9 protein-coding genes and 1 pseudogene are annotated in these 15,213 nt (G+C 64.4%); 5 read left to right on the forward strand and 5 right to left on the reverse strand.

Annotated features, from left to right (window positions below; all coding sequences use genetic code 11):
- Nucleotides 1-82 precede the first annotated feature (82 nt).
- The 3 genes from B2R83_RS20555 (at nucleotide 83) to B2R83_RS20565 (ending at nucleotide 4,641) form a co-directional block, all read left to right on the forward strand.
- Nucleotides 83-2,500, forward strand: coding sequence for a 3-hydroxyacyl-CoA dehydrogenase/enoyl-CoA hydratase family protein (locus B2R83_RS20555; RefSeq protein WP_292044511.1), 2,418 nt, complete (start codon nucleotides 83-85; stop codon nucleotides 2,498-2,500).
- A gap of 27 nt (nucleotides 2,501-2,527) precedes the next feature.
- On the forward strand, nucleotides 2,528-3,724 hold the full coding sequence (locus tag B2R83_RS20560) for an acetyl-CoA C-acyltransferase (protein ID WP_292044513.1): 1,197 nt from the start codon (nucleotides 2,528-2,530) through the stop codon (nucleotides 3,722-3,724).
- A 137-nt stretch (nucleotides 3,725-3,861) separates the two neighbouring features.
- Nucleotides 3,862-4,641 (forward strand): enoyl-CoA hydratase, encoded by a 780-nt coding sequence (locus tag B2R83_RS20565; protein ID WP_292044516.1) that lies wholly within the window; start codon nucleotides 3,862-3,864, stop codon nucleotides 4,639-4,641.
- Here the strand turns inward: B2R83_RS20565 and B2R83_RS20570 are convergent.
- From B2R83_RS20570 to B2R83_RS20585, 4 genes and pseudogenes are all read right to left on the reverse strand, one after another.
- Nucleotides 4,638-6,224 (reverse strand): annotated as a pseudogene (locus B2R83_RS20570) (sensor domain-containing diguanylate cyclase). The gene B2R83_RS20565 and the pseudogene B2R83_RS20570 overlap by 4 nt on opposite strands.
- 138 nt (nucleotides 6,225-6,362) lie before the next feature.
- Entirely contained in the window at nucleotides 6,363-8,003 is a 1,641-nt protein-coding gene (locus B2R83_RS20575) for a response regulator (RefSeq protein ID WP_292044518.1), read from the reverse strand.
- Nucleotides 8,000-10,891: a PAS domain S-box protein gene (locus B2R83_RS20580; protein WP_292044519.1), complete on the reverse strand. Its 2,892-nt coding sequence runs from the start codon at nucleotides 10,889-10,891 to the stop codon at nucleotides 8,000-8,002. The genes B2R83_RS20575 and B2R83_RS20580 overlap by 4 nt, the downstream gene beginning before the upstream one ends.
- Before the next feature lie 93 nt (nucleotides 10,892-10,984).
- Entirely contained in the window at nucleotides 10,985-11,374 is a 390-nt protein-coding gene (locus B2R83_RS20585; protein ID WP_292044520.1) for a response regulator, read from the reverse strand.
- A gap of 384 nt (nucleotides 11,375-11,758) precedes the next feature.
- On the opposite strand from B2R83_RS20585, the gene B2R83_RS20590 reads away from it, so the two are divergent.
- Nucleotides 11,759-12,391 (forward strand): response regulator, encoded by a 633-nt coding sequence (locus tag B2R83_RS20590; RefSeq protein WP_292044521.1) that lies wholly within the window; start codon nucleotides 11,759-11,761, stop codon nucleotides 12,389-12,391.
- Nucleotides 12,392-12,532: 141 nt separating this feature from the next.
- A complete protein-coding gene (locus B2R83_RS20595; RefSeq protein WP_292044522.1) occupies nucleotides 12,533-14,152 on the forward strand; it encodes a response regulator in 1,620 nt (539 codons plus the stop codon).
- Here the strand turns inward: B2R83_RS20595 and B2R83_RS20600 are convergent.
- Entirely contained in the window at nucleotides 14,149-15,204 is a 1,056-nt protein-coding gene (locus tag B2R83_RS20600) for a porin (RefSeq protein ID WP_292044524.1), read from the reverse strand. The two genes, B2R83_RS20595 and B2R83_RS20600, sit on opposite strands and share 4 nt — an antisense overlap.
- Between the last annotated feature and the right edge of the window lie 9 nt (nucleotides 15,205-15,213).

A 15,213-nucleotide genomic window follows, 5' to 3' on the forward strand; every position in this document is an offset into this window, starting at 1 on the left:
CCGGGACCCAAGTTCGTAGCTAACCAACAAACTTAGGTTCCGGCCTGCGCCGGAACGACGGGCTAACTCAAGGAATAATTACATGTCCAATTTCATCGTCAAGAAAGTCGCCGTGCTGGGCGCCGGCGTGATGGGCGCGCAGATCGCTGCGCACTGCGTGAACGCGAAGGTGCCGGTCGTGCTGTTCGACCTGCCTGCCAAGCCGGAGCAAAGCTCCGGCGGCAACGCCAATAAAAATTCCATCGTCCTGAAGGCCATCGAAGGCCTGAAGAAGCTGTCGCCGGCCCCGCTGGGCAACAAGGATGACGCGGCCCTGATCGAAGTGGCCAACTACGAAGACAACCTCGACCTGCTGGCAGGCTGCGACCTGATCATCGAAGCCATCGCCGAACGCATGGACTGGAAGCACGACCTGTACAAGAAGGTCGCTCCGCACATCGGCGCCAACGCCATCTTCGCCTCCAATACCTCGGGCCTGTCGATCAACAAGCTGGCCGAAGGTTTCGACGACGAACTGAAGGCGCGCTTCTGCGGCGTGCACTTCTTCAACCCGCCGCGCTACATGCACCTCGTGGAACTGATCCCGACCGCGGCCACCCGCCCGGAAATCCTGGACCAGCTGGAAACCTTCCTGACCTCGACCCTGGGCAAGGGCGTGGTGCGTGCAAAAGACACCCCGAACTTCATCGCCAACCGCGTCGGCATCTTCGGCATGCTGGCCACCATCCACGAAGCCGAGAAGTTCGGCCTGTCGGTGGACGTGGTCGACGACCTGACCGGCGCCAAGCTGGGCCGCGCGAAATCCGGCACCTTCCGCACCGCCGACGTCGTGGGCCTGGACACCATGGGCCACGTCATCAAGACCATGCAGGACACCCTGCAGGACGATCCGTTCTTCAGCCTGTACAAGACCCCTGACGTGCTGGCCAGGCTGATCGAGAAGGGCGCCCTGGGCCAGAAGACCGGCGGCGGCTTCTACAAGAAGGTCGGCAAGGAGATCCAACGCCTCGACTTCGCTACCGGCGAGTACGTGCCGAGCGGCGCCAAGGCCGCCGACATCGTCGCCCGCATCCTGAAAGAAAAGGATCCGGTCAAGAAGTTCAAGGCCATGCGCGAATCGACCAACCCGCAGGCGCAGTTCCTGTGGGCGATCTTCCGCGACGCCTTCCATTACATCGCCTTCCACCTGGACACGATTGCCGACAACGCGCGCGACGTCGACTTCGCGATGCGCTGGGGCTTTGGCTGGAGCGTCGGTCCGTTCGAGACCTGGCAGGCCGCCGGCTGGACCCAGATCGCCCAGTGGGTGAAGGAAGACATCGACGCCGGCAAGGCGCTGACCAACGCACCGCTGCCAGCCTGGGTCTTCGAAGGCCAGGTCGCTGAAAAAGGCGTGCACACCGCGGAGGGTTCGTTCTCGGCCTCGAAGAATGCGTATGTTCCGGTTTCGGACCTGCCGGTGTACCAGCGCCAGCAATTCCGCGCCCCGGTCCTGGGCTCGTCGACCATCGATCCGAAGACCTTTGGCACCACCGTGTTCGAGGACGACTCGGTGCGCCTGTGGCACTCGGACGATGAAGTGCTGGTCATCTCGCTCAAGACCAAGATGCACGTCATCGGCGAAGGCGTGGTGAAGGGCCTGCAGCGCGGCATGGAAGAAGCGGAGAAGGGCTACAAGGGCCTGGTGATCTGGAATACCGACGCGGCCGAAGGCGGCGCCTTCTCGGCCGGCGCCGACCTGCAGTCGGCCCTGCCGGCCTTCATGATGGGCGGCGCCAAGGCGATGGAACCGATGGTGCGCCAGCTGCAGGACGTGTTCATGCAGATGAAGTACTCGAACATCCCGGTGGTCGCCGCTGTCGCGGGCCTGGCACTGGGCGGCGGCTGCGAGATGGCGCTGCACGCGTCGAAGCGCGTGGCCTCGATCGAGTCCTACATCGGCCTGGTCGAAGTCGGCGTCGGCCTGGTGCCGGCCGGCGGCGGCCTGAAGGAAGCGGCCGTCCGCGCCTTTACCGAAGCCAAGGGCAACGACATCCTGCAATTCCTGAAGACCGGCTTCACCAACGCGGCCACCGCGCAGGTGTCGAAATCGGCCCTGGAAGCCAAGGCCATGGGTTACCTGAAGGAAGACGACATCATCGTCTTCAACCCCTACGAACTGCTGCACGTGGCCAAGACCACCGCGCGCGCCATGTTCGACGCCGGCTACCGCGCTCCGGCGAAGCGTCCGGTGACCGTCACCGGTCGCTACGGCTGGGCGACCATTCGCGGCCAGCTGGTCAACATGCGTGACGGCGGCTTCATCTCGGCCTACGACTACCATCTGGGCGACACCATCGCCGAGATCGTGACCGGCGGCGACATCGACCAGGGCAGCGTGGTGTCCGAGCAGTGGCTGCTCGACATGGAACGCAAGGCCTTCATCGCGCTGCTGAGCAATCCGAAGACCCAGGAGCGCATCATGGGCATGATGCAAAACGGTAAGCCGGTGCGCAACTAAAGCGACGACAGAACAGGACGACAAATCATGAGCAAACAACTTCAAGACGCATACATCGTCGCAGCGACCCGTACCCCGATCGGCAAGGCGCCGCGCGGCTTCTTCAACAAGACCCGCCCGGACGACCTCCTGGTGCACGCCATCCGCGGCGCCATGGCAGCCGTGCCGAACCTGGACCCGGCGCTGATCGTCGACGCCATCGTCGGCTGCTCGTTCCCGGAAGCGGAGCAGGGCTTCAACGTGGCGCGTAACGCGGTGGTGCTGGCAGGCCTGCCGAACACCGTGGGCGGCGTCACCGTCAACCGCTACTGCGCCTCGGGCATCACCGCCCTGGCCATGGCGGCGGACCGCATCCGCGTGGGCGAAGCCGACGTGATGATCGCCGGCGGCGTCGAATCGATGTCGATGGTCCCGATGATGGGCCATCACCCTTCGATCAACATGGAGACCTTCAAGGACGAGAACGTGGGCCTGGCCTATGGCATGGGCCTGACCGCCGAGAAGGTGGCCGAGCAGTGGAAGGTGTCGCGCGAAGACCAGGACGCCTTCGGCCTGGAATCGCACCGCCGCGCCATCGCCGCCCAGCAGGCCGGCTACTTCAAGGACGAGATCACCCCGGTGGAGATCGTCACCCGTACGCCGAACCTGGCAACCGGTGAAATCTCGGTCAAGCGCCGCACCGTCGACCTGGACGAAGGCCCGCGCGCCGACGCCAGCATGGAAGGCATGGCCAAGCTCAAGCCCGTATTCGCCGCCAAGGGCAGCGTGACCGCCGCCACCTCGTCGCAGATGTCGGACGGCGCCGGCGCGCTGATCGTCGTCAGCGAGAAGATCCTGAAGGAGCACAACCTGACCCCGCTGGCCAAGTTCTCCTCGTTCGCCGTGCGCGGCGTGCCGCCGGAGATCATGGGCATCGGCCCGAAGGTCGCGATTCCGGCAGCGCTGGCCGCGGCCGGCATCAGCCAGGACGACCTGGACTGGATCGAGCTGAACGAAGCCTTCGCCGCACAGGCGCTGGCCGTGATCCGCGACCTGGGCCTGGACACCAGCAAGGTCAACCCGATGGGCGGCGCGATCGCCCTGGGCCACCCGCTGGGCGCCACCGGCGCGATCCGCGCCGCGACCGTCGTGCACGCACTGCGCCGCAATAATCTGAAGTACGGCATGGTGACGATGTGCGTCGGCGCCGGCATGGGCGCAGCCGGTATCATCGAGCGCGTCTGATCATCAAGTAAGCAATGACCGCGTGGGCGGGAGAACCGTTTGCCCTGGTAGGGTGGGAGGGGTAATTCCGGGCAATGCCCGGAATTACGAACGCCCACGCGTCCAACCAGCCCAAGAATATCCGGAGACCCTGAAACATGGACATGCTGATCAACAAGGCCAACGGCCTCTTGACCATCGAATTCAACCGCCTCGATCGCAAGAACGCGATCACCGCCACGATGTACCAGGCGATGGCCGACGCGCTGCTGGACGCGGAAAGCGACACCGCCGTGCGCGCCATCCTCATCGCCGGCAAGCCCGAGATCTTCACCGCCGGTAACGACCTCGACGACTTCATGAAGAACTCGGCCCCCGTGCCGGGTGTGCCAGCCGAAAGCCGCCCGGTCTTCCAGTTCATGCGCGCCCTGCACGGCTCGACCAAGCCGGTGATCGCCGCCGTGGCCGGCGCCGCCATCGGCATCGGCACCACCATGCTGATGCACTGCGACCTGGTCTACGCCGCCGACAACGCCAAGTTCTCGGTGCCCTTCACCCAGCTCGGCCTGTGCCCGGAATTCGGCTCCTCGCTGCTGCTGCCGCAACTGGCGGGTTATCCGCGCGCCGCCGAGAAGCTGCTGCTGGGCGAAGCCTTCGGCGCGCAGGAAGCGTTCGAGATGGGCCTGATCACGCGCGTGCTGCCGGCTCTAGAGTTGCGCGCCTTCGCCGAACAGCAGGCCGCCAAGCTGGTGGCGCTGCCGGCGGCGTCGATCCGCACGACGAAAGCCTTGATGAAGCGTCCGCGCATCGACAGCATCGAAGCCGCCATCGCCGCCGAGAATGAGCGCTTCGCCGCCATGCTGCTGGCGCCGGAAGCGAAGGAAGCGTTTACCGCCTTTTTTGAAAAGCGCAAGCCGGACTTCAGCAAGCTCGACTAGGCAGTCTGGCGCAAGGCCGTGCTTGCCTGGGCGGCAATCGAAACACGGTTGCGCCCCAGCCGCTTTGCCTCGTAAAGCTGGCAGTCGGCTTGTTCCACGAGCGCTTCCGGCGCCGGCGGGGAGTCGGCGTCGATGAGTGCAGTGCAGACGCCGAGGCTGACCGTTACCACGCTTGCGGGACTGCCGGCGTGTTCGAGGTCGAGGGCGCAGACTGACAAGCGGATGCGTTCCGCCACCTAGAACGCCCCGTGTCCACTGGTCTCCGGCAGCAGAACGATAAACTCCTCGCCACCGTAGCGTGCCGGAAAGTCGCTCGGGCGGTCCAGGCTGACAGGCAGGGCGGCGGCAATCTGTTGCAGGCAATTGTCGCCTGCGACATGACCGTAATGGTCGTTGTACTTCTTGAAGTAGTCCACATCGAGCATGATGAGCGAGAGCGGCTTGCCGGAACGCGCCGCCCGCGCGATCTCCCGTTGCAGGGCCTCCTCGAAATGGCGGCGGTTCGATATGCCGGTCAGCCCGTCGCGCTCCGCAAGTTCCGTCAGCGCGGCGTTGCGCTCCTGGAGGCGTTCGCGCGCGCTCAGCAGTTCTTTCTCGAGTTCGTCGCGGATGCGGATCTGCCGCACCAGGCGCGTTCCTACCAGGGCGAGCATGAGCACGACCACGCCGATCCCGCCGAACAGCTGCCCAGCCGAGGAGCGCCATCCCGAGAGGATGTCATCCTTCGCCACGCCGACGATTACCAACAGCGGATAGCTTTCCATGCGGCGGTAGCTGTACAAACGGACAATTCCGTCGAGCTGTGCCGGCAGGGTCGCGCTGCCAACCGGACCGGTGCGCTTGTACTCCTGGTAGACCAGCCCGCCGGCGATGCTCTTGCCGATCAGCGTGTCCTCGAATGGCCGCCGGTAGGCGAGCGTGCCGTCGTCACGCGCCAGCACGATGGTCCCATGTTTCCCAATGTCGAAGCTTGCATACAATTTGGCGAAATACGCGATCCGGATGGTGGCAACGACCACGCCCGCGAAGCTCCCGTCGGGACGATTGATCCGGCGCGATACCGGCAGGACCCACACGCCCGTCGAGCGGCTCAGGATGGGCAGCCCGACATGGGCGCTGCGCTGTGGACTGGCCTTGTGGAAGCGGAAATACTCGCGGTCGGCATTGTTACCCTGCATGGCGTGATCGAGGGAATTGACGACCCAGTTGCCGTCGGCGTCATAGACGAGCACGCCATGCACTTCCTTGGCTTCGGCGACGACGTCGCGCAAATATTTCCCGAGACGTTCGCCGGGTGGGCCCGACCAGCCCTCGCGTTCGACCTGTGTCACGACGCTGGAGAGCACGGTGTCCGTAACCCGGATCGCCGTTTCTCCCTGGGCCGACAGCGCATGGGCCATGTTGGCGGTAGCGACTTCCGCCTCGCGCAAGCGCAGGTCGCGCCCGCGCCAGGTTTCCACTGCCTGCAAGCCGATGATCAGGAGGCTGACACCGGCAATCACCAGTGCCGCAAAGCGTGCTGCGGGCTTGCGTGCGGCGCGCAGCAGCGAGATATGGGGATCTGCGATATCGGAACGTGGCATGGCGCACCTCTGCGGATGCAGCCAGCATAACACGGTGATTTGATGTCTTTCAGAAACGTCACATAAAAAAGCAGACTGTTGTGCGCTGATGACGATCAAGCGCAGGTCTTGAAAGCAAGCGGCCGGTGTGCCAGGACGTCAGCGGTAAGCCAGCCTGCGGCGAATGGCCACCATGGTTCCGCGGCCGCGCCTTCCGTAGACGTGGATGCTGGCGCGGATGCTGGCGGCCCGCTCGCGCATGCCCTTCAGGCCCAGTGATGCCGCGTGATGCAGGCGTTCCCTCGGGATGCCGCTGCCGTTGTCGCATATCCTGACCAGCAGGGATGCGTTGCGCATCGCGACCTGGATGATGATCCGGGTCGCGCCGGCGTGGCGCAAGACGTTGGTCAGGGCTTCCTGGCACATGCGCAGCAGTTCCCCTGCGACGAAGGGCGGCTGCTCGACATAATTGGCCGGCTCGTGCAGAACGCTGCATGCGATGCCGGTGCGGCGCTGCAGGTCCTCCGCCTGCCAGCGCAGCGCCGCCACCAATCCCCCTTCCTCGAGCTCGGGCGGCCGCAGCAGCGCCGCGATGTCCTGCACCGCGGCGATCGCCAGGTCGATGCTCGACAGCACTGCCTGCAGTTCTTCCAGGATGTCGGGTGCAGCCGGCAGCCTGTCCGGTTGTGCAACACGGTGCTGCAGCAGGCGCAGGTCGATCTTTGCCGCCGTCAGGATCTGGCCGAGCTGGTCGTGCACCTCACGCGCCAGCATGCGCCGCTCGTCGTCGCGCACCCGCTGGACGGTGTCGAGCAGGGTGCGCAGTTCCTGTTGCGACTGCCGCAGGCGCAGCAGCTCGCCCTGGCGCCACACCGCATCGCGGCGCAGCCGCACCAGGCGGACGTTGGCCTCGATCCTGGCCACCAGGTCTTTCGAACTGAAGGGCTTGACCACGAAGTCGTCGGCGCCTTCGCCCAGGGCCGCGACCCGCGCCGCCTCGTCGGCCTGGCCGGACAGCATGATGACGGGGACGGTGCTGAGCAATTCGTTCCTGCGCATCATGCGCAGCAAGCCGATGCCGTCCATGTCCGGCATCACCTTGTCGATCAGGATTACGTCGGGCTGGATCGCGGTGGCGAGCTTGAAACCTTCGCGCGCGTTGTGCGCCGCGTGGAAAGCGAAGCCGGCCCGTTCCAGGATGCGCCTGACATGGGCAACCAGCAGCGCCTCGTCATCGACGAGCAATACCCGGGTCTTGCCTGCCTCGGGGCCGTACTGGCCCTGACTCGGCGCCGTGTCGCGCAGCAGCGCCTGGGAAAGCTTGTGCACGGCCAGTTCGAGCAGCGCCGCAAGCGAAGCGACATGCTCGGTATTGCGGAGCATGAACAAGGCCAGGCAGTGCGGGTCCCTGGAGCCGCGGCCGCCAAACTGGACTGCCGCCAGGGCGCAGGGGCGCGCGCCGATCCAGGCCGGACGGTCCGCCCCGATCTCGACGATGCGCGCCTCTCCGCCCTGGATGGCCGGCTCGCCCAAGGCCACGCCGCACAGCTGCGTCACGTCGCCGGCGCGTGCGGGCGGCGGCTGGGCGCATCCGGCGTGCAGCAGCAAGTCCAGGCCTTGGCCGTCGGTGACCCGGTAGATCGCGAGGGCCTCCAGCTCGTCACGCAAGGACGCCAGCATGTGATTGCCCAGCGCGGAAAGCGCGTTCGGGACCGCCAGGTGCTCGACAAGGCTGGCGAAGGCCAGCATCCTGCGGGCCGCGGCGTCACGTTCGCGCTTGCCGTTCGCCGGCGAGCTCATGGCACTTCCCCCACGCCGTCAAGTACCTCCGACAAGACCTGTGCCAGGACCGTCTTTCCATAGGGCTTGTTCAGGAAGCGGATGTCCGGCCCCAGCTCGTCCTGGTGCCGCATGGCCTCGAAAGTGTAGCCGGAGCTCAGCAGGATACGCAATCCCGGCCGCATCGCGCGTGCGCGCCGGACAAGCTCGATGCCGGACATGCCGGGCATGACGACATCCGTGAACAGCAGGTCGAAGCGCTGGCCGCCGGCCAGCCGCGCCAGCGCTTCCTCGGCCCTGGAAGCCTGCGTGACCTCGCAGCCGAGCTCGCGCAACAGGGCATGGATATGGGCGCGGACGATCGGATCGTCCTCGACCAGCAGGACGGTGCATCCGCCCGGCGGCCGTGCGCCGGCGCCGGCTTCGGGCGTGGACTGGGTTTCGGGTTCGGCGTGCGCGCGCGGCAGGTAGAGCTTGACCTGCGTGCCGCGTCCCGGTTCCGAGTAGATCGTCACGTCGCCATTCGACTGCTTGGCGAAGCCATAGACCATGCTCAAACCGAGCCCGCTCCCGGACGCTTCGTCCTTGGTGGTGAAGAAGGGCTCGAACACATGGTCCATCACGTCGTGGGCGATGCCATGGCCATTGTCCGCGACCGCGATCACGACGTATTCGCCGGCCGGCAGCGGCTTGTTCAACTTGTTGTTCCGTTCCTCGATCTCGACCAGCAGGAGCTGGATGATCAGTTTCCCGCCTTCCGGCATGGCATCGCGTGCATTGAGACAAAGATTCACGATGGCGGCTTCGAGCTGGGAGCGGTCCGCGTACACGCACCAGCGCTGCCCCATGTCCAGCAGCTGAAGCTCGATGTTCTCGGGCAGGCTGCGCGCGATCAGGGGGCGGATCGAGGCAATGGCTTCGCCGACCGCGAATATCTGCGGCGTCAGCGGCTGCCTGCGCCCGAAGGCCAGCAGGCGGCGTGTCAGTTCCGCCCCGCGCTCGCCCGCCAGCTGGATCATGTGGGCGATGTCGCGCAGGTCGGGCTGCGCTTCGAGCGCTTCCATCAGCTCCTCGGCGCTGCCGAGGATGACGGTCAGCCAGTTGTTGAAGTCGTGCGCCATGCCACCGGTCAGCCGGCCGAGCGACTCGAGCTTCTGGATCTGCAGCAGGCGCTGCTCCAGCGCGACCTGCTCGCTCAGGTCGGTCACCACGGACAGGATCGCGCGCGGCGTCCCGTCCTCGCGGCGCACCAGGATCCAGTGCACGTGGACCACGAACTTGCGGCCGTCCGCCGCCGAGTGCACCATGCGGCCGGAATAGTCGCCGTGCCGCATCAAGACCTGCATCGCATGCTGGAAATCGGATGGCGCACACTGGGCATACAAGGTCTCGCTCACTGCGCGTCCGATGACCTCGTCGCTGCTCCAGCCGTAGCGCGCGGCCGCGGCCTGGTTCCAGTACAGCACCCGGTTGTCGAGGTCGCGCACCAGGATGGCATCGGTCGCGTAGTCGAGCATTTCGGCCTGCATGCGCAGGCGCGCCTCCTGGCGCTTCTGCTCGGTCAGGTCGGCGATGCTGCCGACCATCCGCTGCGGCTTGCCTTGCTCGTCGATGACCATGAAGCAGCGATGCAGCACATGGCGCTCGACGTTTCCCGGCAGGCGCAGCCGGTATTCGGCAGCCCAGTTCTCACGTCCGGCCGTCACGCCCGAGCGCAGGCTCGCGCCGACCCGCTCGCGATCCTCGGGGTGGATGCAGGCCTCCCAGTCCGCCAGGCGGGTGGAGCGCGCCAGCACGCTGCCGAGCGGTTCCAGCGCACTGCGGCTGCACCACAGGGCATCGTCGGACATGTTCCAGTCCCAGACCACGTCGTTGGTGGCGCGCGTGACATAACGCAGCCGCTGCTCGCTCAGGGCCAAGGAATCCGCCATGCGCTTGAGCTCGTACGAACGCAGCACGATTTCCGCTTCCAGCCGGGTGGTCTTGGCCCGGGAGCCATCGGGATCCGACGGCCTGTGCGACAGCACGTAATCGGTGATGTCCTCGACACGGTGGATGATGAACATGACACGTCCATCGGCGTCGAGGACGGGAGAGTTGACCGGGCTCCAATAGCGCACTTCGAATCCTCCGCCCGGCCGGCGGATCGGGTAGCGCTGCACTGCCATCACGTCGAGCACACGGGTTTGCCTGACACGCTGCAGCGAAGCATTCAGTGCCGCGACAGGGCTGCTGTCGTCGTCGGGATCGTCGGGGAACACGTCGAACAGGGCGCAACCGATGATCTGCTCGCGCGTGACCATGGTCGCCTCGAGATAGGCATTGCTTGCCGCGACAATGCGGAAGCTGTCGGGAGCCAGCACCAGATAGAGCCCCGGAGCGGACTCGAACAGCAGGCGGAACTGCTCCTGCGCCTGCGCGGCCTCGTCGGGTAGGGCCATGGCGCCGGCAGCGGAATCGAATCCGAACATGGCGTCGTCGCCGCTTGTCCCGCCGGCGCGGGCCGATACGCCGTCCACGAACAGGTCGGCGATCGGGTCCAGCCCGTCTTCGCTGGCAGGATCGCGTGGGCTTGCGCCGGCAACGGCCAGGACGAAGCTGGCCAGTTCCGTTCCGTGCCGGAAGCTGCGCCGGACCGCCCGGTAGCTGCGCAGGCCGGTACGCTCGGTCAGTTCGCGGCAGGCGGGGGGCAGGGGGCTGGTGCGCAGGTCCGGCAGCGTGTAATCGTCGGCGTCGACCTGGGCTTCGAGCGCTTCGAGCGCGGCGTGGACAGCCGGGTTGTCCCCTGTACAAAAGCGTTGTGGAGCCTTGCCGTCAGGCAGGTATAGGCTGAGCATCGCCCAGTCGTTCCCGGACGTGGTCAGCGCCAGCCCTGCGGCTTTCTCCATCCTGGCTGCGTCGTTTGACATGCTCGTTCGTCTTCCTGGACGCTTTGCGTAAATGTCACTAATAATTTCACGATAGCACAAGGCTTGGAGCATGCACGTTACGACAGGCTGCGCTCATGCGCGCAGCGCGGCCAGGATGTCGACGAGCGCGTCGACCCGCATCGGTTTGGTGAAGTGGTAGTCCATGCCCGCCTCGACAATGCAGCAAGGGATGTCGCCACCGCTCCATGCCGTCAGCGCGACAATGCAGGCATGCGGCCCCCAGGATTGTTCGCGCATGCGGCGCGCCGCTTCGCAACCGTCCATGCCCGGCATGTCGAGGTCGAGGATGACGAGCAGGGGGCGAAGCGCTTCGCCAAGGGCGAGCGCCTCGCTGCCCGAATAGGCAACCTGTACGGTGCAATCGAAGACCGACAGCAGGGTCGCCAGGATATCGGCGGCGTCCACGTTGTCGTCGACGACGAGGACGCGGGGCGTCGGCTCATGCAGGAGCAGTTGGTCCAAGATGGTGTCCTGCTGGCGAGAGCATGGAATGAAACCGTGCAGCTTACCGGGACAAGGGCTGACGGCGAAGTCGAACAGATTGCGACTGCCGTGTCGTGAACACTGCCTTCGTTGGCGGCAGAAACAGGGGACTGGGCGGGAAATCGTCCAGGATTGCGGCAAGGTTCTTGCGGATTGGTATGCCGATGCGCCGTCATCGACAGCGTGTCGTATGGATTGCGTCACGATGTCACTACCTTGCTCATCGCGCCGCGCAGGCGGAATCCTTATCATCGCAATCTTTACAGTACGGGCGTCCGGCACAGGATTCGAATCAGGCAGCATGAGAATTTCATTTTTGATAACATCGTCGCACATGATATTTTCCTTACCTGGCGATCATCAATGATCAGAGTTGTCATCGCAGACGATCATCAGTTGGTGCGCGAAGGCGTCAAGAAGGTGTTGTCGGTCGACCCGGACATCGTGCTCGTGGGGGAGGCTGCGGACCTGGCGTCGACGCTGGCCGTGCTCGAAAGCACGGAAACCGACCTGCTGCTGCTCGACCTCACCCTCAGCCCCATCCACGAGCTGGATGCGTTGCGGACGGTCGTCGCGCGCTTTCCAGGCGTCCGGGTACTGGTGCTGAGTTCGCACAGCGAGGAACGTTTCGGCATTGCCGTACTCAAGCTGGGCGCCGCAGGCTATATCCCGAAATCGCTGACCGTCGACGTGGTGCTGAAGGCCATTCATCGCGTCCATGCCGGCGGAAGCTACCTGAGCGACAGGCTGGCGGACATGCTTGTCCATGAAGTGTCTTCTTCCCAGCCCCGCCACGCCCACGAGCGCCTTACCGACCGCGAGCTGCAGGTCTTGCGCTTGCTGGCATTGGGGCATCCGGTCAAGCAGGTGGCGGCCAAACTCGACATCAGCATCAGCTCGGTCAATACCTACCGCAGCCGCATCTTCACAAAGCTCCTGATCAGGAGCAATGCCGAACTGATACGTTACGCAATCCATCACGGCCTGGTCAGCTGAGCCTGCCGACGACGCCTGTCGCACCAGCTGCCACATCCGCGTCAATGTTTTCGCAGTGATAAATATAAAGTCGAAGCGTTAAAATCGGCGATGCTCCATTTTGCAATTAGCCTTTTCCCTATCCACCTGCCGGCTGTTGCGATGACCGAACGCATACTCCAAGCACCTTCCATCCTTCTGATCGACGACGAATCCTTTTCCCGGGACATCATTTCTCATGGCTTGGCCGCATGTGGGCCGCATAAATTCCAATTCACGCAAGCGCCGGCAATGGCTGTCGAGCTCGCCAAGGAGATGGCCGCCACGGTGGTACTGGTCGACATGCGCATGCCGGAAATGGATGGCTTCGAAGTCACGCGCCGTCTTTGCGCGGACAAGGAGACGGCGCATGTTGCCGTGATTGTCTTGTCGTCGGAAGACAACCCGGACATGAAAGCCCAGGCCTTCGAGGCCGGCGCCAGCGACTATCTGGTCAAGTGGCCGGATCCACGCGAGCTGGTCGCACGTGTGCGCTACCACAGCAATGCCTGCATTGCCCGGCGCCAGCTCGATGCTGCGTATACGTCGCTATGTCGCAGTCAGGAGGAACTGGCGGCAAGCCAGTCGGCCTTGCTCCAGTCACAAAAAATGGAAGCCATTGGCCAATTGACCGGCGGCGTGGCCCATGATTTCAATAATGTCTTGCAGATCATTGGCGGCAATCTGCAGTTGCTAAAGCTGAGCAATGGCGTCAATGAACCTGATCTGACCCGTGTGGAAGCGGCAATGTCAGGCGTAAAACGTGGAGCAGAGCTGGCCTCGCACTTGCTGGCTTTCGCGCGCCGCCAGCCGCTTCAGGCAGTCGCCACGAATCCCGAACATCTGCTGCTTGAGATGGGTGTCATGATGCGGAGGATGTTTGGATTGAGTCCAAATGTCACGACAGAAGTCTCCCATGGGCTGGGGAATATCATGGTAGATCCGAACCAGTTGCACAATGTCTTGCTGAACCTGTCCATCAACGCCCGCGATGCCATGGCTGGCCGCGGCACCTTGCGCATCCGGGCCGCCAATATCGGTCCGGAGGATAGCTTGCCTCCCGACGTGGCAGCCGGCTCCTGGGTGATGATCGAGGTTGCCGATAACGGCGCGGGCATGACGCCGCAAGTGATGGCGCGTGTCTTCGAGCCGTTTTTTACGACAAAACCGCCCGGGCAGGGCACTGGCCTGGGTTTGTCGATGGCCTACGGTTTCGTCAAGCAGTCGGGTGGAGAGATTGTCTTATCCAGCGTACTGGGAGAAGGGACGAGCGTCAGGATCTACCTGCCGCGGACCGATGTCGAGCCGATCATCCAGGAAGTGCCGGTGGCGACGCGACTGGAGGGCGGCCCGGAAACCATCCTGGTGGTCGAAGACGAGGAGAATGTACGCAAATCCACGTGCAGCAGTTTGTCGATACTGGGTTACCAGGTATTGCAGGCTTCCAGCGCCGCCGGTGCGCTGGAGATTATCGACAGCGGCCAGAATATCGACCTGGTGTTTACCGACGTGATCATGCCCGGGCCGGTGAGCAGCCTGCAATTGGGCGAGGCCGTGCGCACACGTCTGCCCCACGCACGGATCTTGTATACATCGGGCTATGCCGAAGGCGTGCTCACCCATGAAGGCAGGCTGGATGCGAACGTCAATCTCTTGCCGAAACCCTATGACTTGAACGCACTCAGCGCGCGCATCCGCCACCTTCTCAGGCATGAGAAGGTGGCGCACATGGAGCACACTTAAAAATCGTAGCGGATGCCGACAGCAATGGCTTGGCCGCCACTGATGCCGGCATCGAAATCGTCCAGGCCTCCCCGGCGTGGCGTAAGGACGGCGGTAGTGCCCTCACGGTAGTACTCGGCGAAGAACTTGAGATCGTCGCGGAGCTGATGGTCGACACCGACATGAACGATGTTGTCGCCATAGTTTTCCACTCTTGCGAGCATCAGCTTGACGGCCGTCTTGCCCATGGCATAGCTGCCGAAGAGGTTGATGGCCTTGTTGCCGTCGCTGGAAAAGCTGCCGGGCTGACGATTTCCCGAATCGAATCGCTCGAACTTGGCTGCCAGGTAAAGCTTGCCGGCCTGATGGCTGAGGGACAGCCCATACAAGCGGTTGCGTCCGTAACCGGCGTCGCCCCGGTCATCGATGCCTGCGGCAAGGCGGGTGTCGCCGACAGTATAGGTGGCGGCAAGCTGCCGGCGCGGCGCATCGATGCGCGAAGTCGAGCGCGCGTTGCCGCTGCTGCCGGTATACCCTGCGCTGAATGCAAACCCCGCGACTTCGGGCGTCGAATAGGAAAGCGTCTGGGCGACGCGAAAGACGGTATAGGTCGCAAAGCCGCTGTAATAGGCGCTGAACATGTCCACCGGCGCCGCGACCGCATTGTAGTAAGGCATCCACTGCTGGCCGTAGGCGACCGTGCCGAACCTGCTGCGCAAGCCGAGCTGGGCGAGCCTGATCCGCTCCCCGTGGGGCCGCTGGGCATCGCCCTGGTCGTAGGGATCGCGCATCCGGAAGTTGGCCGAATCGACGGGCAGTTCCAGTTGTCCCGTCAGCACCAGTCCCACGCCCAGCGGATGGTCGAGCTTGATGCCCACCCGCGAGTAGGCATCCCTGACACCCGCATAACTGTCCAGGCGCTCGTCGCGATCCGGCCTGACCGCCTCCACCTGGGTACGCAGCGATGCATAAAAGTCGATAGCGGGAGCATCCTGGGCCGCGGCCTCAGGCCAGGCCAGGCAGCCCGCCAGTCCAAGTGCCAGGCTTCCCGATAAAAAACGTGGTGTCGACATAGGTGCTCT

It is taken from the genome of Massilia sp. UBA6681 (assembly GCF_002454935.1).
Lineage (GTDB): Bacteria > Pseudomonadota > Gammaproteobacteria > Burkholderiales > Burkholderiaceae_D > Telluria > Telluria varians.

Coding starts and splice junctions, on each gene's coding strand:
- B2R83_RS20555 (WP_292044511.1), top strand. CDS start 83: ATGTCCAATTTCATCGTCAAGAAAGTCGCCGTGCTGGGCGCCGGCGTG.
- B2R83_RS20560 (WP_292044513.1), top strand. CDS start 2,528: ATGAGCAAACAACTTCAAGACGCATACATCGTCGCAGCGACCCGTACC.
- B2R83_RS20575 (WP_292044518.1), bottom strand. CDS start 8,003: ATGAGCTCGCCGGCGAACGGCAAGCGCGAACGTGACGCCGCGGCCCGC.
- B2R83_RS20580 (WP_292044519.1), bottom strand. CDS start 10,891: ATGTCAAACGACGCAGCCAGGATGGAGAAAGCCGCAGGGCTGGCGCTG.
- B2R83_RS20595 (WP_292044522.1), top strand. CDS start 12,533: ATGACCGAACGCATACTCCAAGCACCTTCCATCCTTCTGATCGACGAC.
- B2R83_RS20565 (WP_292044516.1), top strand. CDS start 3,862: ATGGACATGCTGATCAACAAGGCCAACGGCCTCTTGACCATCGAATTC.
- B2R83_RS20600 (WP_292044524.1), bottom strand. CDS start 15,204: ATGTCGACACCACGTTTTTTATCGGGAAGCCTGGCACTTGGACTGGCG.
- B2R83_RS20590 (WP_292044521.1), top strand. CDS start 11,759: ATGATCAGAGTTGTCATCGCAGACGATCATCAGTTGGTGCGCGAAGGC.